Origin of the sequence: Neisseria sicca (assembly GCF_017753665.1) — a bacterium.
GTDB classification, from domain to species: domain Bacteria; phylum Pseudomonadota; class Gammaproteobacteria; order Burkholderiales; family Neisseriaceae; genus Neisseria; species Neisseria flava.
Genome location: NZ_CP072524.1, coordinates 71,538 through 91,509, shown reverse-complemented (window position 1 = coordinate 91,509; position 19,972 = coordinate 71,538). Strand labels below are relative to the sequence as shown.

The following is a 19,972-nucleotide window of genomic DNA, read 5'->3' as shown; positions in this document are numbered from 1 at the left end:
TAAAGAAGGAACCTCCCCATGAACATGAAAAAATGGATTGCAGCCGCCCTCGCCTGCTCCGCGCTGGCACTCTCCGCCTGCGACGGTCAAAGCAAAGACGCATCCTCGTCAGCCCCTAAAGCCGACAAAGTGTACCGCGTTGCCGCCAACGCCGAATTCGCCCCTTTCGAATCCTTGGATTCCGCCGGCAACGTTGAAGGTTTCGACGTCGATTTGATGAACGCCATGGCAAAAACCAGCAACTTCAAAGTCGAATTCAAACACCAGCCTTGGGACAGCCTCTTCCCCGCGCTCAAAAACGGCGATACGGATATCGTCATCTCCGGCGTAACCATTACCGACGAGCGCAAGCAGTCCATGGATTTCACCGACCCTTATTTTGAAATCACCCAAGTCGTCCTCGTTCCCAAAGGCAAAAAAGTCGCCTCTTCAGACGACCTCAAAAACATGGCGAAAGTCGGTGTCGTTACCGGTCAAACCGGCGACTTCTCCGTTTCCAAACTCTTGGGCAACGACAATCCGAAAATCGCCCGCTTTGAAAGCGTTCCTTTGGTCATCAAAGAGCTGGAAAACGGCGGCGTGGATGCCGTGGTCAGCGACAGCGCGGTCATCGCCAACTATGTGAAAAACAACCCGACCAAAAGCATGGACTTCATCACGCTGCCTGATTTCACGATTGAAAACTACGGCATTGCCGTACGCAAAGGTGACGAAGCGACCGTTAAAATGCTGAACGAAGCGCTGAAAAAAGTACGCGACAGCGGCGAATACGACAAAATCCACGCCAAATACTTCGCCAAAGAAGGCGATAAAGCGGCAGCCGCCAGCCAACCTGAAGCAGCCAAATAATCTGTTTCAACGTTCTTAAGCAATAAGAAAGGTCGTCTGAAAGCCTGTACCGCGGTTTTCAGACGACCTTTTGTTTAATGAGCGGGCCATCTTATCTCTAATGACGGCTATACTGTCCCTGCAATTTCCCGACTGACATCTACGGACAATCGCCCCAAGAGATTCAAACGTTTTAATGTTTGCAACGACATTGCAAGATTTTGCCCAAAACTCCAATACCCTTGAAAGTGAATTTATGTCTAATCAAATAGAACAACAATCAGACTATGCCATCGCTGCCGTGGTATATGCTGATGAAGGCGATGCTGCGATAACTGCATTATGGCAGGCCGTGCGCCGGTTGCAACAAGACGGATGGCGCGTGGCCGGACTATTGAATCCGATAGACAACGAAGGTAAGCACAGTAATTCGGAGCTGGCTTCCGTCGCAGACAACCGATGCTTTTCCATCTTCCAAAATCTCGGCAACCATTCCAGTGGCTGCAAACTGGACGCCGGCGCACTGGCAGCGGCAGGTTCGGTGATTCGCGAAGCCATAGCGGAAGGCACGGATTTGGTAGTCATTAACAAATTTGGCCATGGAGAAATCGATAACCGCGGTTTGTTGTTGGAATACCTTGCCGCTATCAGCTCAGGTATTCCGGTTCTAACCACCTTGCAAAGCAAATACCTGCCGGACTGGCGAAGCTTTTCAGGCGAAGCGGGTGGGGAACTACCTGCAGATACCGATACCGTTCTTGACTGGATAAAGCAATCCGTCAAACGAACCTTGCCTTAAAATATTAACCCACCACACGGCAGACTGCCTTATTCATATGTGTATTTTTCAATTTTATGGTTATGAAGTCTGCTGTTTCCACTGTCTTTCTTATTTTGATGAAGACAACCGTAACTATTTTTTCAACCCCTACTCGATACTCCCAAAGTAGTATATACTTTTACTCCTTAAGACAGCCTTACCCCCTTATTTTGCTGTCTTAGGCTACGCTTTCTATGCATATTTTTCTTGTATGCGCTCCTATAAACTCCTAAGCGTCAAAATTTTTTAAAATAAGCTACCATTACCACCCCATAATTAACAGCCATGTTCAAATGGCTTGCTAGACAGGCCATCTAGAAACCAAACCAAAAGGAACACTACCATGAAAATCAGAGCACAAGTCGGCATGGTTCTGAACTTAGACAAATGTATCGGCTGCCATACCTGCTCCGTTACCTGCAAGAACGTCTGGACTTCGCGTGACGGCGTAGAGTATGCGTGGTTTAACAACGTCGAAACCAAGCCAGGCATCGGCTTTCCGAAAAACTGGGAAGACCAAAACAAATGGAATGGCGGCTGGGTGCGCAAACCCAACGGCAAACTGGTACCTAAGCAAGGCGGCAAATTGAAGATTTTGGCGAATATTTTTGCCAACCCGAACATGCCGCAAATCGACGACTACTACGAGCCGTTCACCTACGATTACGAGCATCTGCAAAACGCGCCGAAAATGAAAACGCCGCCGACCGCCCGTCCTGTCTCTGTGCTCACCGGCAAAAAAATGGACAAAGTGGAATGGGGTCCGAACTGGGAAGACGATTTGGCAGGCGAATTTGAAAAACGTGCAAAAGATGTACTGTTTGAAGGCATTCAAAAAGACATGCACGCTGCGTTCGAACAAACCTTCATGATGTACCTGCCGCGCCTGTGCGAGCATTGTTTGAACCCGACCTGTGTGGCATCCTGCCCGTCAGGCAGCATCTACAAACGCGAAGACGACGGCATCGTACTGATCGACCAAGACAAATGCCGTGGCTGGCGTATGTGCGTATCCGGCTGCCCCTACAAAAAAATCTACTACAACTGGACTTCCGGCAAAGCTGAAAAATGTACATTCTGCTATCCGCGTATCGAAGGCGGCCAGCCGACCGTGTGTTCCGAAACCTGCGTAGGCCGCATCCGCTATTTGGGCGTACTGCTGTACGATGCAGACAAAATCGAAGAAGCCGCGTCAGTGGAAAATCCGCAAGACCTGTACGAACAGCAACTGGGCGTATTCCTCAACCCGCATGACCCCGAAGTACAACGCGAAGCATTGAAACAAGGTATCAGCCAAAGCTGGCTTGATGCTGCCCAAAAATCGCCCGTGTACAAAATGGCAATGGAATGGAAAGTGGCATTCCCGCTGCACCCGGAATACCGCACCTTGCCAATGGTTTGGTACATCCCGCCGCTTTCACCGATTCAATCTGCCATCGAAAACGGTTTGGTGGGCGAAAACGGTATTATCCCAAGCGTGGATGAAATGCGTATCCCGCTGAGATATCTGGCCAACCTGCTCACCGCCGGCAAAATTGAGCCAATCAAAGAAGCACTGGAGCGCATGATTGCTATGCGCCGCTTCAAACGCGGACAAGTGGTTCACGGTGAAACACCGGCTCAAGCACTGGAAGGTACCGGCCTTACGCCCGAAATGGTCGAAGACATGTATCAAATCATGGCTATTGCCAATTATGAAGACCGCTTCGTCATCCCGACTTCACACAAAGAAATGGTTGAAAACAGTTTCGGCGATAAAGCCAGCTGCGGCTTTACCTTCGGCAACGGCTGCTCCGGCGGCAGCAGCGAAGAAAGCCTGTTTGGCAAACGCAAAGGCACACCGATTATTTTCCACGGTCTGCGCAAAGATGCGGAAAAAAATCGTGAAGAAGGAGTACGTTGATGAGCGCGAATCCCGTTTACAAATGGTTTTCCGCGCTGTTGTGCTATCCTGAAGCCGAGATGATCGAAGCTCTGCCTGAGTTTCAGGCTGCCTTGAAAGAATGGCTCGAACTGCAATCACAGGAAGGTCGTCTGAAAAACTTTTTAGACTACCTAGGCAATCACAATCTGCGCGAATTGCAGGAAAACTACGTTGCTACCTTCGACCGCAATCGCAACCACGCACTCTATATTTTCGAGCATGTTTACGGCGAAGACCGAGACCGCGGCAGCGCGATGGTGGACTTATTGCAAGAATACCGCAACCACGGCTTCGAGTTGGGCGACGACGAATTGCCCGACTATCTGCCCGCACTGCTGGAATACTTAAGCCAAGTGCCGTCAGAACACGCACAAAAACTCTTGGGCGATGCCGTACATGTGATCGCCCACATCGGAGGAAATCTTGAGAAAAGCGGTTCGCCTTACGCCGTATTGCTGCAAGGCATTACCGCGCTCAGTCCGGTCGCACCACAACCTCTCATCGAGCCCCCCGTGCGCGATATGGACGAAGCCATGGAAACATTCGGCCCAGATATTTCCGGCACCGAGCCACTGCTAAAACCAAGCGTCGAAACCGTACAGTTTTATCCTAAAGCCGCTTTTCAGGCGGACTCAAAAGGAGTATGAACATGAATACCCTGCACCAATTCTTCTTCGGCATCTTCCCCTATATTGCTCTTGCAATCTTCTTCTTCGGCAGCCTCGTGCGCTTCGACCGTGAGCAATATTCATGGAAAAGCGAATCCAGCCAACTCCTTTACGAAGGCCAGTTGCGCTTAGGTAATATACTATTTCACGTCGGCATCATAGCCGTATTCTTCGGACACTTGTTCGGACTGCTCACCCCTTTATGGTTTTGGGATGCTCTAGGCGTTTCCCACGGTGCCAAACAAATCTTTGCGATGGTAATGGGCGGCATCTTCGGCACAACCGCAATGATCGGCTTAATTATCTTGCTGCAACGTCGTCTGAAATGCGACCGCTTGGCTGCAAACACCACTTGGCGTGACAAACTGGTATTGCTTTGGCTCATCACCACCTTGGGTTTGGGTTTGTTGACTATCTTTGTGAGCATGAGTCATACAGACGGTCATGAAATGGTGAAACTGATGAGCTGGGCTCAACATATTGTAACCTTCCGCGGTGAAGCTGCCAACTATATCAAAGATGTAAGCTTTCTGTTTAAATTGCATATGGTAATGGGCATGGGCTTGTTTGTCATTTTCCCATTCACCCGCTTGGTGCACGTATGGAGCGGCTTCGCCAGCGTTGCTTATCTCGGCCGCGCATGGCAACTGGTTCGCCGCCGCTGATTTCTTTAAATTTTTAACAGGCTATCCGAAGAATTTTCGGATAGCCTGTTTTATTATTACGATCAGGTTGGCTATTTTAAATACCCTATCCATCCAATTCACCAAACGACACAAGCCAACCTACTTGATGAAATATATGGTTAATTATAAAGTACTAGGCTCATTTAGCACCGACTTATTTCCCATCTTCATATCGGTCTGAATATTATAAGAAATCGGACATTACGCATTCACGCCGCCTCGAATTGGATTACAGCATAGACGATACCCCCCATATTTACCTTACCGCAACCAGAAAGACTTTTAAAAGATGAGTTTGAATGAAACTATCCGCATTGCCTTGATAGACGACCATACCCTGTTCCGTAGCGGTATAAAAGCCCTACTGACCAGACAGGATAACTATGAAGTAGTCGGTGAAGCAGCTGACGGTCTCAGCGGTGTGAAATTAGTTGAGCAAACCGATCCCGACGTTGTATTGCTAGACTTGGACATGCCTGTAATGAACGGGCGCGAAGCTTTGGCTCAAATCCTTAGCAGTCGGCCTGAACAGGTAGTGGTAATGCTGACTGTCTCTGAAGATAGCGAAGATTTAACTGAGTGCATGCGTCTCGGGGCGCGCGGCTTTTTACTAAAAAACATCCATGCGGATTTTCTGGTTGATGCCATCCGCAAAGCAGCAGAAGGCGATAATGTTTTTTCACCTGAGATGACTGCCCGCTTGGTACAATCTCTGATTCAACCCAATACCCCTCCAGCAACCAGGGCGTTGGATGCACTGACAACGCGGGAATTGGAAATTCTTGGCTACCTAGCTGCCGGGCACAGTAACAAAATCATTGCACGTAAGCTTAATCTGGCGGAATCCACCATCAAAGTACATGTGCAGAGTATTTTGCGCAAACTTGAATTATCCAGCCGCGTACAGGCTGCCGTTTATGCCGTTCAACATAATGTACCACAGCCGCTCTGACCACCCACTCTCCTTTTTAAGAATACTTCAGCATAAGGAACACTCATGAAAAGCAGTGCCCGCAATCAACTGGCCGGTACGGTAACCCACATCGAACACAGCAACGGCTCATGCCTGGTTACCCTTGCCAGCGCAGGCGGTATCGAAATTCATGCACAAATCAGCAGTTTCAGCCTAAAGCGTTTGAAACTGTCTGTCGGCAGCCCGGTTATCGCCATGATTAAAGCAGCATCGGTCGTACTGGCGACTGACCTCGCACCCATGACATTATCGGCAGAAAACTGCCTGCACGGCACTGTGAAACGTGTGGAACAAGGGTCAGTCAACAATGTCGTTACACTTGATATTAATAATGAAATTAACTTATGTGCAACCATTACACTCTACAGCAGCGAAACGCTTGCCCTAGAACAGGACCGACCGGCCACTGCCGTTTTCAATGCCAATCAAGTCATGTTAGGCGTTTTAATTTGAAACAGAAAATTTCCAACATATGCAAAAGGTCGTCTGAAATGGTTTTCAGACGACCTTTTTCTACAATGCTTGACGTTTTACAAAGCCAAAGCGTACCATCCTATGTATCTACGCCTAAATAACTAGTACCCTGCTTATTTAAGACTAATTTCTACTATTCCAATGCTTTGCTATGTCCATGCTTCAGAGCAATGCGTGATAGCTCGCGAACGCGTAAGTTAAAGCTGTGTAAAAATCCGATTAACTTATGGTAAACCACTAGAAAGGAAGGGGCAGCAAGATGGCCTCGGAAACTTACAAACGCTACTCGGTGCTATTCTCCAGCACTCTATCTTTTACTGTCTGTTTTATGATTTGGATGATGCTGGCCGTTGTCGGCATCAAAGTTCAGGAAGAAATGGGGTTTAACCAAACCCAATACGGCATTCTGATTGCTCTGCCGGTGCTTTCCGGTGCGCTGATCCGTGTACCGTTAGGCATCCTTACCGATAAATTTGGCGGCCGTATCGTGCTGTTTACCTTGATGATCCTATCCGTACCAACCATTTTTCTGATGCGCTACGCCAATCAATATTGGCATTTCTTGGTAATCGGTCTGGTGATGGGCTTGGCCGGCGGTTCGTTCTCGGTAGGTACTCCCTATGTGGCACGCTGGTTCCCCAAACACCAACAAGGCGTGGCAATGGGGATATTCGGCGCGGGCAATGCAGGTAGTGCAATCAATAAATTCCTTGCCGCCTGGCTGATTGTTACCTTTGGAACTTGGCAGATTGTCCCTACCGTATACTCAGCCATTATGCTGGCTACCGCGATACTCTTTTGGTTTACCAGCTATCACGATCCCAAACACTTGGTCTCTTCCAACGTTACGTTGAAAGAACAATTAGCACTCTTGAAAGACCCGGGCGTGCTGCGATACAGCCAATATTACTCCGTAGTCTTCGGCGGCTATGTGGCACTGGCATTGTGGATGACCAAATACTATGTGGGCGAATACGGTATGCCACTGCAAACGGCGGCATTTTTGGCAGCCTGCTTCTCACTGCCGGGAGGTGTACTGCGTGCTTTCGGCGGCTACCTTTCCGACAAATTCGGTGCATATAAGGTAACTTGGGCGGTAATGTGGTTGATTTGGATATGTTTCTTCATACTCTCCTACCCGCAAACCGATCTTTCCATCCGCACGACCGACGGCGGTTCGCTAACCATGCACCTCGGTCTCAATGTAACCGTATTCACGATACTAATGTTCACAGTGGGTGTAGCCACTGCGGTAGGCAAAGCTTCCGTATTCAAGTTTGTAGCTGACGACTATCCCGATAATATCGGTGCCGTATCCGGTATTGTCGGCCTGGCCGGTGGCCTGGGCGGTTTCCTTCTGCCGATTATGTTCGGCGCATTGGAAGACTGGACTGGCATTCGCTCTACTTCTTTCATGCTGCTCTACGGTACAGTCTGCGTTTCGCTGATTTGGATGCACTTTTCGTTTAAAGCCAAACGCGAAAGTGATATGAAAGCCTTAAAAGAGCGTCAATCCTAAATCTGTAGTTCGTCTGAAAATTTTCAGACGACCCAACACCTATCAGAAGGAGCCCTTTTTATGTCTCATCTTATCGAACATTGGCAGCCGGAAGATAAAACCTTCTGGCAGCAAACAGGTAAAAAAATTGCCACCCGCAATTTGTGGATTTCTATCCCTGCCCTCCTCCTTGCCTTCGCTATCTGGCAAGTATGGAGCGTGGCGGTAGTCAACCTGCCCAATATCGGCTTCAAATACAGCGAAAACCAGCTCTTCTGGCTGGCCGCCCTGCCCGCCTTATCCGGGGCGACCTTGCGTATCTTCTATTCTTTCATGGTGCCCATATTCGGCGGCCGCAAATGGACGGCCATCTCTACCGCCAGCCTGCTGCTGCCGGCTATCGGCTTGGGTTTTGCCGTTCAAAACCCGAACACCAGCTACATTACCATGATGGTACTGGCGCTCCTGTGCGGCTTCGGCGGCGGCAACTTCTCCTCCAGCATGTCCAATATCAGTTTCTTTTTCCCCAAAGCCGAAAAAGGCACTGCTCTCGGCCTGAATGCAGGCTTGGGCAATCTGGGGGTATCTGCCGTACAGTTTGTCGTACCGCTCATTATTACTGCAGGTGTCTTCGGAGCCCTTGGTGGAGAGCCGCAAACTTGGACGAAAGGCGATGTAACCAAACAAATTTGGTTACAAAACGCCGGCTTTATCTGGGTGCCTTTCATTATTCTTTCCACCCTAGCCGCTTGGTTTGGCATGAACGATTTGGCTTCCGCCAAAGCCAGCTTCAAAGACCAGGCCGTGATTTTCAGCCGCAAGCATAACTGGATTATGTGCATCCTTTATTTGGGCACTTTCGGCTCCTTCATCGGTTTTGCCGCAGGCTTCCCCTTGCTGATCAAGAGTCAGTTTACCGGGATTGATCCTGTAAAATATGCCTTCCTCGGCCCTTTGGTCGGTGCTTTGGCCCGCCCATTCGGCGGCTGGATCTCTGACAAAATCAAAAGCGGCGCACTGATTACCCAATTTGTTTTCATCGGCATGATTGTGGCGGTATGCGGCGTAATTTTCTTCCTTCCCAACAATGGTGAAGGCGGCAACTTCTGGGGCTTCTTTGCCTGCTTCCTGGCTCTATTTACACTCACCGGAATTGGTAATGGTTCTACCTTTATGCAGGTACCGGTAATTTTCCTTAATATGCACCAAAAATTTGCCGAAGAAGGCAAAGTCAGTGAAGAGCAAGCCCGTTTGGATGCTACCAAAGAAGGCGCAGCCGTAATCGGCTTTACTGCCGCCTTTGCAGCCTATGGCGGCTTCTTCATTCCGAAAAGCTACGGCACATCCATCGACCTAACCGGTGGTGTAAATGCCGCCCTGATTGGCTTTATCATATTCTATGCAATTTGTGCGGCACTTAACTGGTGGTATTACACCCGTAAAGGCGCTGAAGCCAAATGCTGATGTCCGAACACTAAGTACACAGGCCGTCTGAAAGCTTTCAGACGACCTGTCTTTATCATTACTAATTCTAAAGTATTAATCCAACTATGTCTTTTGACCACTGCCAAATGCTTTGTATGCATTCAAATCTGATTTTTACTGCTTTACCATGACGGATATTCAACCAGTATCCCCTATCCCACAAATTTCCAAACAGTTAAATTACTGGAAGACAACTTGCAGCACAGGAGACACACACCATGGCACTTACATCCGTCAGCGAACTGCAAACCCTGATTCATGAACACATCACCCGCACACCACGTCTGCCTGAAATCGAGCATATTCCTGTTGCCCAAAGCATAGGGCGCGTTTTAGCCGAGGACATGGTGTCCGCCCTAAACATTCCCGCTACCAACATTTCCGCCATGGACGGCTACGCCCTACCGTCTGATGCTGCCGCCGGAAGCTGTTGGCAGATAGTAGGCGAATCTGCCGCAGGTAAACCTTTCGCCGGCGACCTGCCCAAAGACGGCTGCATCCGTATCATGACCGGGGCTGTGGTTCCACCCGGCAGTACCTGCGTAGTATTGCAAGAAAACACTAAAACCGAAGGCAACGCCATTATCCTTACCCAAGACGTAGCCGTTGGTGCCAATATCCGCTACGGCGGCGAGGAAGTGGCAGCCGGCGATACAGTGCTTACCGCCGGCCGTATCCTCCGCCCTGCAGACGTGATGCTGTTGGCTGCTATTGGTATCGGACAAGTACCGGTTTACCGCAAAATCAAAGTAGCCGTGCTGTCTACGGGCGACGAACTTAACGAACCCGGCACGCCTGCCACCGACAATGGGCAAGTTTACGACAGCAATCGCCACACCTTAATGGCACGCTTGGCTGCCATGCCGGTGGAAGTTTTGGATTTGGGACAAGCTGCCGACGATTTGGAAAGCGTGCTGCATACATTGAACGAAGCTTCATGTATGGCTGACGTAGTGATTACTTCTGGCGGCGTATCGGTAGGCGATTACGATTATATGCGTGAAGCAGTCAATCGCCTGGGAGCTATCCATCACTATAAAGTCGCCATCAAACCGGGCAAACCGTTTGTATTCGGTCAAATGTTGAAAACTTGGTATTTCGGTCTGCCCGGCAATCCCGTTTCCGGCTATGTAGGTTTCGACTTGTTTTTGAAAGCCGCACTCTGGCAGTTATGTGGGGCACAAGACATTCCCCAACCTTTCCGTTTGCAGGCCGTATTATCTCAGCAAGTAAAAAAATCTCCTGGTCGTATGGACATCCAGCGTGCCGTATTGACACAAACTGCCGACGGCACATGGGAAGCTTCCCCCGCCGGCGAACAGGATTCCCACCGTGTATGGGGTGTCAGCCGTGCCAATGGCTACATTATCCTACCTGCCGAGGCAGGTAACCTACCTGCCGGCGCTACCGTTACTATCCAACCATTTACAGAGGCTTTTCTATGAGCGCGTTAACCGATTCTTTTAACCGTCGGCTAACCTACCTGCGTCTGTCGGTAACCGACTTATGCAACTATCGCTGTACGTATTGCCTGCCTGACGGCTATATTGGCAAAGCCAAACCCGATGAATTGACATTACCTGAAATCGAAACCCTGGCTCAAACCTTCGCACGCAGCGGAACCCGAAAAATCCGCTTAACCGGAGGCGAGCCGACACTGCGGCGTGATTTAGCAGATATCATTGCCATTTGCCGTGCCCAACCGCAAATCGAAAGCGTAGCCCTTACCACCAATGCCTTTAAACTGGCAAAACTGTTTCCGCTATACCGCGCCGCCGGCATCGACAAACTGAACATCAGTATTGACAGCTTCGATCCGGAAGTGTTTTATCAAATTACCGGAAAGCGTGAATGCAACAACATTATTCGTGCTTTGGACGGCATCTTAGAGCAGGGTTTTTACGACATCAAAGTCAACACTTTATTACTGCGCCGTTATATGTCCCGCACCTTGGCCGATGCGCTGGATTTCGTCCGCCACCGTCCGGTTACCTTACGCTTTATCGAGCTGATGCAAACGCGAGACAACACTGCCTTTTTCGGCAAACAACATTTTTCTGCCGCTACCATAGAAACAGGCCTGCAAGCAGAAGGCTGGCAATTGGTACCGCGTTCGGCACATGCCGGTCCGGCACGGGAATACCGCCACCGCGATTTCGCCGGCGGCATAGGCTTTATCGCACCTTACAGCAAAGATTTCTGCCAAAGTTGCAACCGGCTGAGAGTCACTGCGCAAGGTAAAATGCACTTGTGTCTATTCGGCGGTATCGCTTATGATTTGCGCCCATGGCTTAGCAGCGGCGACCAAGCCGGTCTGCAGAAGCACTTGCACGAACTGATGGCGGAAAAACCGGAGCACCACTTCCTGCACGACCGCAAATTCGGCCTGATCCGTGACCTATCCATGATTGGTGGTTGAAATGGCTGGCGTAACCGCTACCCGTAATGAGCCGTTATTGATTTTATGTGGTGGTCTCAGCAGCCGTATGGGTACGCCTAAAGCCTTACTTCCATTCGATGGCGTTTCCCTGATACATAAGCTGATTCAACAAACCCATCCTAACCGTCCTGTTTGGCTAGCAGCCGCCGGTCAGATTTATCCTGACACAGGGCGTGCTTATTATCTTAATGACGCTCTCCCCGAACGACAGGGACCGCTGGCCGCCATTCTGCCGGCACTGCAACAAGCACACCGGCAAGGTGCAACCGGAATTTATGTACTGGCCTGCGACACCCTCCTACACCCCGAAGTAGTAATCAAACTACTGACCGAAGGCTCGCATCAACCTGCTTGGCAACAGGGTATTACCCTGCTGGCAGATGCCGACAGCGGCCGTCCCCATCCCTTAATGTCGCATTGGCCGGTAGCCGTGCGGCACGATTTGCAAACTTATCTGGCACAAGGCAAACGCAAAGTAACCGCTTGGCTGGATACACAGCTTTGTCAAACCATCGTTATGCCTGATACCTGGCAAGCGGTATCCAATTTCAACACACCTGCCGATTTCGAACACGCCGTGGCAGCTGCCAAAACACTGCCTGGGGTCGTCTGAAATAAATTGCCTGACCGAATAAAGCCATCTCAAAACGGAGTATTTAATGTCCCTGACTCATTTAGACGAACACAGCCGAAGCCGTATGGTAGATGTCGGCGAAAAAGTGACCACCCGCCGCGTAGCCGTAGCCGAGGGCTGGGTGGTTTTCCCACCGGATGTGTATGCCCAAATCCAAGCAGCCAATGGCCAAACCGCCAAAGGCACAGTGAGCGAAGTAGCTCGTCTGGCCGGCATCATGGCTGCTAAAAATACCTCCCAGCTCATTCCGTTGTGTCACCCAATGATGTTGGAACGCTGCAAGCTCGCCTTGAACTATGAAGATGATGAATACCGCCTGCATATCCAAGCCGAAGTAGCGGTATCTCACAAAACGGGGGTGGAAATGGAAGCACTGACCGCAGTATCTGTGGCGGCACTCACCGTTTACGATATGACCAAGGCACTAAGTCACGATATCCGCATTGAACAAATACGCCTGGTTCACAAGTCCGGAGGCAAACATGACTTCAACCGTTGAGCCGATGCGCATCACCGTCCTCTACTTTGCCGCCTTACGCGAACAAAGTGGTAAAGAACAGGAAATCAGGCTTACCCATGCCACCGATGTTGCCGCCCTCTATGCCGAGCTGGCTGCCGAGTATGATTGGGATTTACCGCAAAACCGCTTGCGCGCCGCAGTCAACCACGCCTTTTGCCCTTGGCAGCAACCCCTGCAAACCGGCGATACCGTTGCCTTTATTCCACCCATTGCTGGAGGTTGAAATGTTTTTTGATCTAACTGAACAAGCCATAGACGCTGCAGTCTTACGCCGGCGCATGCTCGACAACGAGCAATGCGGTGCCTTCACCTGCTTTGAAGGCTGGGTACGCCGTCAAAACGACGGCAGCCGGGTGGATTATTTGGTATACAGCACTTACGAAGCATTGGCATGCAAACAAGGAGAAGCTGTATTGGCACAAGCCAAACAGCGTTTTGCTATCGAAGATGCTGTTTGCGTCCATCGTTACGGCCGCTTGGAAGTAGGCGATATGGCAGTCTGGGTAGGTGTTACCGCCGGACATCGCGATGCCGCTTTTGCCGCCTGCCGTTTCATTATTGACACCATCAAAGCCGAAGTGCCGATTTGGAAACAGGAATTCTATAGTGATGGTCAGGCATCTGCCTGGCTGGCCAATCCTGAAGGGTTGCCGTCAGAATAATTTATAGCAACCTCCAAACATCAACATCCAACCATCCTTACCGCCCTTGTCTGTCCACTTACAGGCTACGGCGGTTTTTAATATCCAAATTATTTAGCAATGCATCCATTATAACTACAACTTTAGTAGTATATTACCGTTTAATTCCTTCTACCAATGGCTGCACATCTCAGTTCCTGCTATTTTCATCTACCTTTTCTTTTTCGATTAAAGGATCACGACATGAACCACCTGTCCCGCTTAACTGCTCTAGCTACTTTGATGCTGGCTGCCTTGCCATTGCAAGCTAAAGATATAACTGTTTCCGCCGCTGCCAGCCTAAAAGATGCGTTTCAAGAAATTGCTGCTCAATACAAACACCAACATCCCGATGTAGATGTAAAACTGAACACCGCCGGATCAGGTGTCTTACTGCAACAACTGCTGCAAGGTGCACCGGTAGACGTGGTAGCCTTTGCCGACCAAAAAACCATGGACATGGCCGCTGAAAAAAATGCAGTGGATACCTCTACCCGCCGTACTTTTGTGCGCAATGACCTGGTATTGATTGTTCCAAAGAACAGCCGTACTTCTGCGTCCTCACTACAAGATCTCAAGCGTCCCGCCATCAACCGTATCGCGTTGAGCAACCCGGAAAGCGTACCGGTAGGGCGTTATGCCAAAGCCGCTCTGGAAAAAGCTGGCCTGTTTACTGCCCTCCAGCCGAAAATCATCACTACTCAAAACGTTCGCCACTCCCTTGACTATGTCGCTCGAGGAGAAGTGGATGCAGGCTTTGTATATCGTACTGATGCGGTGCTGATGCCCCAAAAAGTGCGTATTACCGCCACCATTCCGCTCGATACTCCAGTTTCCTACCCGATTGCGGTCAGCACTGACAGCAATGATAAAGCCGAAGCGCAACGTTTCCTCAACTTTGTACTGTCTCCAAAAGGCCGCCAAGTATTAAACAAATACGGCTTTAGCCACCCATAAACCTTTTTTCATGTAGTCTGAAATATGTGGCAAGATGTTTGGCCGGCACTCGGCCTATCGTTAAAAGTGGCCTTCTGGGCCACTTTCCTCAATTTACTGCTGGGCATTGCTGTCGGATTTCTGCTTGCCAGGCGGAATTTCTCCGGCCGCGACCTGCTCGACACAGTCCTGACCCTGCCCATGGTGCTACCGCCTACTGTACTCGGTTACTACCTGCTGGTTTTGTTCGGCCGTAATGGCACCATCGGACAATGGTTAAACCATACCTTCGACATCCGCTTAATTTTTACTTGGCAGGGTGCGGTCTTAGCTGCGATGGTCGTTACCTTTCCCTTGGTTTTCAAACCTGCCCGTGCAGCCTTTGAAGGCGTCAACCCGCAATTGGAACAAGCCGCCCGAGTGCTGGGTTTATCGGAAAGTGCCGTTTTCCTGCGCGTTACCCTCCCTTTGGCCTGGCGAGGCCTGCTGGTCGGCCTTCTGTTAGCGTTTGCCCGAGCATTGGGCGAATTCGGTGCCACACTAATGATTGCCGGTAGCATTCCTGGTCAAACCCAAACTCTCTCCATTGCCGTATATGAAGCTGTTCAGGCGGGGAACGACTCCTTGGCCAACCAACTGGTACTGCTGATTTCTACCGTCTGCATTACGGTTTTATGGACGACTTCCCGTTTAGCCAAACCTAAGGATCGCACATGAACCATACGGACTGGATATTCGATTTCTCCTTACAAGCACAAGTGGCTGCAGGCAAAAAACGTTTTAATTTAGACGTTTGCTGTCGAAGCAAAGCCCGCCGGCTGGCCATTATCGGCCCATCCGGCTCCGGCAAAAGTCTGACCCTGCAACTATTGGCCGGCCTTCTGCCTCCTGCACAAGGATATGTCCGCATTAACGGGCAAATCTATGGCGATACGGCACAGAAAATCTGGTTGCCGCCGCAACAACGGCAAGTTGGGCTAATGTTTCAAGACTACGCCCTATTCCCCCATCTGACTGTGGCACAAAATATCGCTTTCGGACTACAACACGGCTGGTACAATCCTTCAAACCGTAACCTTACAGAATCGGTACTCCTGTGGCTGGAACGGATGCAGCTGCAACATATCTCCGGCCATTATCCGCACCAAATTTCCGGCGGTCAGAAACAGCGTACAGCCCTAGCCCGTGCCTGTATCACCCGTCCGAAATGGCTGCTATTGGATGAACCGTTCTCTGCCCTAGATGCCGATCTGCGCCAACAAATGCGCCAACTGGTAGGAGAGCTGCAAAGCGAATTATCAGTACCCATGCTCATCATCAGCCACGATTCTGCCGATACAAACGCATTAGCAGATGAAGTGCTTTATATGGAAAACGGTCGTCTGAATGGTTAAAAAGCAGGTATTTTAAATAGACACACAGTAAAAAGCATGTAGGCTTTCTTTTCAGACGACCTGCCTTGGTGCTCGAAGCAAAAACATCGCTCTCCGATGCCGAAAATATCAATTCGACATATTCCCCTGCCCAAGCCTGTGCATATAAGCCAAAATAACTAACCACTAGCATCAAAAGTATTATCTTTTTCCTTCTTTTTTCTTTACGGCAACCCCTTTCGGAGCATATTATCTAGTCTTCAACTATTTTATATTGCAGACGTAGAAAACTATTCTGGTTACACATACTGACCGGAATAATAACCATAAGGAACCCGCCATGAGCCACTTTTTAGACCGACTGAAATTTTTCAGCCAAAAACATGAGCCCTTTGCCAACGGACACGGCGTACTGACCGAAGAAGACCGCAAATGGGAAAATGCCTACCGTAGCCGCTGGCAACACGATAAAGTGGTACGTTCCACTCACGGTGTGAACTGTACCGGTTCGTGCAGCTGGAAAGTTTATGTGAAAAACGGCCTGATTACTTGGGAAACCCAGCAGACCGACTATCCGCGCACCCGTCCGGATTTGCCCAACCATGAACCACGCGGCTGCCCACGCGGCGCGTCGTACAGTTGGTATGTTTACTCTGCCCAGCGCATCAAATATCCGATGATGCGCGGCGCGCTGGCTGAGCTGTGGCGCGAAGCGCGTAAAACCAAAGACCCGATCGAAGCATGGAAATGGATTGTGGAAGATCCTGAGCGCTCCAAATCCTACAAATCCCAGCGCGGTTTGGGCGGCTTCGTGCGTTCCAACTGGGACGAAGCTTATGAAATGGTGGCCGCAGCCAACTGCTACACCATCAAGAAATACGGCCCCGACCGTGTTATCGGCTTCTCGCCGATTCCCGCCATGTCTATGGTCAGCTATGCCGCTGGCGCACGCTATCTCGGCTTGATCGGTGGCGTACCGCTGTCGTTCTACGATTGGTATTGCGACCTGCCGCCTGCTTCACCGCAGACTTGGGGTGAGCAAACCGACGTGGCCGAATCCGCCGATTGGTATAACTCCAATTATCTTCTGGTCTGGGGTTCCAACGTGCCGATGACACGCACGCCCGATGCCCACTTCTATACCGAAGTGCGCTACAAAGGCACCAAAACCGTTGCCATATCTTCCGACTTCGGCGAAATGGCCAAGTTCAGCGATATCTGGCTGGCACCGCGCCAAGGTACGGATGCCGCGCTGGCAATGGCGATGGGGCACGTTATCCTCAAAGAATTCCATATCGACAATCCATCCGACTATTTCCAAGACTATTGCCGCCGCCTGACCGATATGCCGGTGCTGGTGTGCCTGAAGGAAGACGGCGAAGGCTACCGCCCCGAATACACCCTGCGCGCTTCTCATCTGAGCGACAACTTCGGCGAAGAGAAGAATCCCGATTGGAAAGTGCTGGCGTGGAACGAGAAAACCAACAGCCTGATGCTGCCCAACGGCTCCATCGGCTTCCGTTGGGATGGCAGCCAAAAATGGAATCTGGAAACCAAGGCTCAGAATGACCAGGATGTTCAGGCAGCCTTGTCGCTGAAGGCGTGCGCCGATGACGTGGTACGCGTTGGTTTCGATTACTTCGGCGGCGAATTCGACGAAGAAAAAACCTTCCGCAAAGTACCGGTAAAACGCATCACCTTGGCCGACGGCAGCAGCCAGCTGGTGGCCACCGTATTCGACCTCCTGGTAGCGCAATACGGCGTGGACAACGGCTTGGGCGACGAGAACGTAGCCAAAGACTACTTTGACGACAAACCCTACACGCCGAAATGGCAGGAAAAACACACTGGCGTTGCGCCCGAACGCGTGATTCAGGTAGCCCGCGAGTTCGCCAAAAACGCGCACGATACCAAAGGCCGCTCGATGATTATCGTCGGCGCCGGCCTGAACCACTGGTATTACCTGGACATGAACTATCGCGGCCTGATCAACATGCTGATGATGTGCGGCACCATCGGCAAGTCCGGCGGCGGCTGGTGCCATTATGTAGGCCAGGAAAAACTGCGTCCGCAGTCCGGCTGGGCGCCGCTGACTTTCGCGCTCGACTGGCACCGCCCCGCGCGCCAGATGGCCGGCACGTCCTTCTTCTACAACCACACCGGCCAGTACCGCCACGAAACCGTGTCCGCCGACGAGCTGCTCACGTCCGACGCGGGCGACGATATGCGCCGCCTGACCATGATCGACTACAACGCCAAAGCCGAACGCATGGGCTGGACGCCGAGTGCGCCGCAGTTGGAAACCAACCCGCTGGACGTTACCGATGCAGCCGAGGCGGCGGGTATGTCGCCCGCCGACTATGTGGTCAAAGGCCTGAAAGAAGGCACGCTGGACATGTCCTGCAACGATCCGGAAAACCCGAAAAACTGGCCGCGCAATATGTTTATTTGGCGTTCCAACATTTTGGGTTCGTCCGGCAAAGGCCACGAATATTTCCTGAAATACCTGCTCGGCACGCAAAACGGCCTGATGAGCGACGAAGACGACTGCCTGAAACCTGCCGAAGTGAAGCAGCGGGAAGGAGTGGAAGGCAAGCTGGATTTGTTCACGCTCCTGGATTTCCGCATGAACACCACCTGCCTGTACGCCGACGTGATTTTCCCGACCGCCACTTGGTACGAGAAATACGATCTGAACACGTCCGACATGCACCCGTTCATCCATCCGTTTACCGAAGCGGTGCAGCCTTTGTGGCAGAGCAGGTCTGACTGGGAAATCTACAAAGGCCTGGCCAAAAAATTCAGCGAGCTGGCCAAAGACTACTTGGGCGTACGCAAAGACATCGTGCTCACGCCGCTGATGCACGACAGCCCGCAGGAACTCGGTCAGCCGTTCGACCCGAAAGATTGGAAACTGGGCGAGTGCGAACCCATCCCGGGCAAAACCATGCCGGCGATGACCGTGGTGGAACGTGATTACGGCGCGATTTACGAGAAATTCACTTCTGTCGGCCCGCTGCTGGAAAAAGTCAACAATAACGGTAAAGGTATGGCTTGGGATACCAAACATGAAGTTGAATTCCTACGTAAACTCAACGGCGTACAAGCCGAAGGGGTCGGAAAAGGTCAACCGAAAATCGAAACTGCCATTGATGCCTGCGAGATGATATTAACCCTCGCTCCGGAAACCAACGGACATGTGGCAAAAAAGGCTTGGCAAGCCTTGGGCAAAGCTACAGGCCGCGACCATACACATCTGATTAATGCCAGCGAGCACACGCAAATCCGCTTTCACGACATCGTCGCCCAGCCGCGCAAGATTGTTACCTCGCCGATTTGGTCGGGAGTGGAGAGCGAAGAAGTGTGCTACACCGCCGGCTATACCAATGTGCACGAGCTGATTCCGTGGCGCACGCTGACCGGCCGCCAGCAGTTCTACCAAGACCACAAGTGGATGCGCGATTTCGGTGCTGCTTTCTGCGTGTACCGTCCGGCGGTGGACACCAAAACCACCAAACAGCTGCTGGGCAAAATGCCTAACGGCAATCCGGAAATCACACTCAACTTCCTCACACCGCACCAGAAGTGGGGTATCCACAGTACCTATTCTGAAAACCTGCGTATGCTCACGCTCTCACGCGGCGGCCCGCACGTGTGGATTTCCGAAATCGATGCCAAGAAAGCCGGTTTGGTGGATAACGACTGGGTGGAAGTGTTCAACACCAACGGTTCGATTGCCTGCCGTGTGATTGTGAGCCAGCGTATTCCCGAAACTATGATTTTGATGTACCACGCTCAGGAAAAACTGGTACATACTCCGGCGGCAGAAACCACCAAAAAACGCGGCGGTATCCACAACTCGGTAACCAAGGCGGTCTTGAACCCGACCCACATGATAGGCGGCTACGCGCAATTGGCGTACAGCTTCAACTACTACGGCACAGTAGGCTCTAACCGTGATGAATGGGTGATTGTGCGTAAAATGAACAAAGTGGATTGGATGGACGAACCGGCAGGTTAAGGTCGTCTGAAA

General features: G+C 51.0%; 19 protein-coding genes. All 19 read left to right on the top strand.

Annotated elements, in window-relative coordinates:
• Positions 1 to 18 precede the first annotated feature (18 nt).
• The 19 genes from J7445_RS00425 to J7445_RS00335 all read left to right on the top strand — a co-directional run bounded on the left by J7445_RS00425 (position 19) and on the right by J7445_RS00335 (position 19,960).
• Complete coding sequence (locus J7445_RS00425; RefSeq protein WP_070654469.1) at positions 19 to 849, top strand: basic amino acid ABC transporter substrate-binding protein; 831 nt, start codon at positions 19 to 21, stop codon at positions 847 to 849.
• 175 nt (positions 850 to 1,024) lie between these two features.
• A complete protein-coding gene (locus J7445_RS00420; protein ID WP_083310337.1) occupies positions 1,025 to 1,627 on the top strand; it encodes a DUF2478 domain-containing protein in 603 nt (200 codons plus the stop codon).
• Between the two features lie 364 nt (positions 1,628 to 1,991).
• A complete protein-coding gene (gene narH / locus J7445_RS00415; RefSeq protein WP_070654470.1) occupies positions 1,992 to 3,551 on the top strand; it encodes a nitrate reductase subunit beta in 1,560 nt (519 codons plus the stop codon).
• Positions 3,551 to 4,219, top strand: a complete 669-nt coding sequence (gene narJ / locus J7445_RS00410) for a nitrate reductase molybdenum cofactor assembly chaperone (protein WP_070654471.1) — start codon at positions 3,551 to 3,553, stop codon at positions 4,217 to 4,219. The genes narH and narJ overlap by 1 nt, the downstream gene beginning before the upstream one ends.
• Positions 4,220 to 4,221: 2 nt before the next feature.
• A complete protein-coding gene (gene narI, locus J7445_RS00405) occupies positions 4,222 to 4,905 on the top strand; it encodes a respiratory nitrate reductase subunit gamma (protein ID WP_425326069.1) in 684 nt (227 codons plus the stop codon).
• Between the two features lie 310 nt (positions 4,906 to 5,215).
• On the top strand, positions 5,216 to 5,878 hold the full coding sequence (locus J7445_RS00400) for a response regulator (protein WP_019269910.1): 663 nt from the start codon (positions 5,216 to 5,218) through the stop codon (positions 5,876 to 5,878).
• 45 nt (positions 5,879 to 5,923) lie between these two features.
• Entirely contained in the window at positions 5,924 to 6,352 is a 429-nt protein-coding gene (locus J7445_RS00395; RefSeq protein ID WP_019269909.1) for a TOBE domain-containing protein, read from the top strand.
• A 280-nt stretch (positions 6,353 to 6,632) separates the two neighbouring features.
• Positions 6,633 to 7,892 (top strand): MFS transporter, encoded by a 1,260-nt coding sequence (locus J7445_RS00390; protein ID WP_060974575.1) that lies wholly within the window; start codon positions 6,633 to 6,635, stop codon positions 7,890 to 7,892.
• Positions 7,893 to 7,952: 60 nt separating this feature from the next.
• On the top strand, positions 7,953 to 9,335 hold the full coding sequence (locus J7445_RS00385; protein WP_039406800.1) for a NarK family nitrate/nitrite MFS transporter: 1,383 nt from the start codon (positions 7,953 to 7,955) through the stop codon (positions 9,333 to 9,335).
• Positions 9,336 to 9,574: 239 nt separating this feature from the next.
• Positions 9,575 to 10,801, top strand: a complete 1,227-nt coding sequence (moeA, locus tag J7445_RS00380; protein WP_070654474.1) for a molybdopterin molybdotransferase MoeA — start codon at positions 9,575 to 9,577, stop codon at positions 10,799 to 10,801.
• The gene (gene moaA / locus J7445_RS00375; RefSeq protein ID WP_019269906.1) at positions 10,798 to 11,775 is read left to right on the top strand and encodes a GTP 3',8-cyclase MoaA; all 978 of its coding nucleotides are present in this window, start codon (positions 10,798 to 10,800) and stop codon (positions 11,773 to 11,775) included. The genes moeA and moaA overlap by 4 nt, the downstream gene beginning before the upstream one ends.
• 1 nt (position 11,776) lies before the next feature.
• On the top strand, positions 11,777 to 12,409 hold the full coding sequence (mobA, locus tag J7445_RS00370) for a molybdenum cofactor guanylyltransferase (RefSeq protein ID WP_083310338.1): 633 nt from the start codon (positions 11,777 to 11,779) through the stop codon (positions 12,407 to 12,409).
• 46 nt (positions 12,410 to 12,455) lie between these two features.
• On the top strand, positions 12,456 to 12,929 hold the full coding sequence (gene moaC, locus J7445_RS00365) for a cyclic pyranopterin monophosphate synthase MoaC (RefSeq protein ID WP_070654475.1): 474 nt from the start codon (positions 12,456 to 12,458) through the stop codon (positions 12,927 to 12,929).
• A complete protein-coding gene (gene moaD / locus J7445_RS00360; protein ID WP_083310339.1) occupies positions 12,913 to 13,173 on the top strand; it encodes a molybdopterin converting factor subunit 1 in 261 nt (86 codons plus the stop codon). Before moaC ends, moaD begins: the two co-directional genes overlap by 17 nt.
• A 1-nt stretch (position 13,174) precedes the next feature.
• Entirely contained in the window at positions 13,175 to 13,612 is a 438-nt protein-coding gene (locus J7445_RS00355) for a molybdenum cofactor biosynthesis protein MoaE (RefSeq protein WP_070654477.1), read from the top strand.
• Between the two features lie 222 nt (positions 13,613 to 13,834).
• Positions 13,835 to 14,587, top strand: a complete 753-nt coding sequence (gene modA, locus J7445_RS00350) for a molybdate ABC transporter substrate-binding protein (RefSeq protein ID WP_019269901.1) — start codon at positions 13,835 to 13,837, stop codon at positions 14,585 to 14,587.
• A gap of 24 nt (positions 14,588 to 14,611) precedes the next feature.
• Entirely contained in the window at positions 14,612 to 15,283 is a 672-nt protein-coding gene (gene modB / locus J7445_RS00345) for a molybdate ABC transporter permease subunit (protein WP_019269900.1), read from the top strand.
• Complete coding sequence (locus tag J7445_RS00340; protein ID WP_039406817.1) at positions 15,280 to 15,960, top strand: ATP-binding cassette domain-containing protein; 681 nt, start codon at positions 15,280 to 15,282, stop codon at positions 15,958 to 15,960. Before modB ends, J7445_RS00340 begins: the two co-directional genes overlap by 4 nt.
• Positions 15,961 to 16,279: 319 nt before the next feature.
• Positions 16,280 to 19,960 (top strand): nitrate reductase subunit alpha, encoded by a 3,681-nt coding sequence (locus tag J7445_RS00335; RefSeq protein WP_070654478.1) that lies wholly within the window; start codon positions 16,280 to 16,282, stop codon positions 19,958 to 19,960.
• Positions 19,961 to 19,972 lie beyond the last annotated feature (12 nt).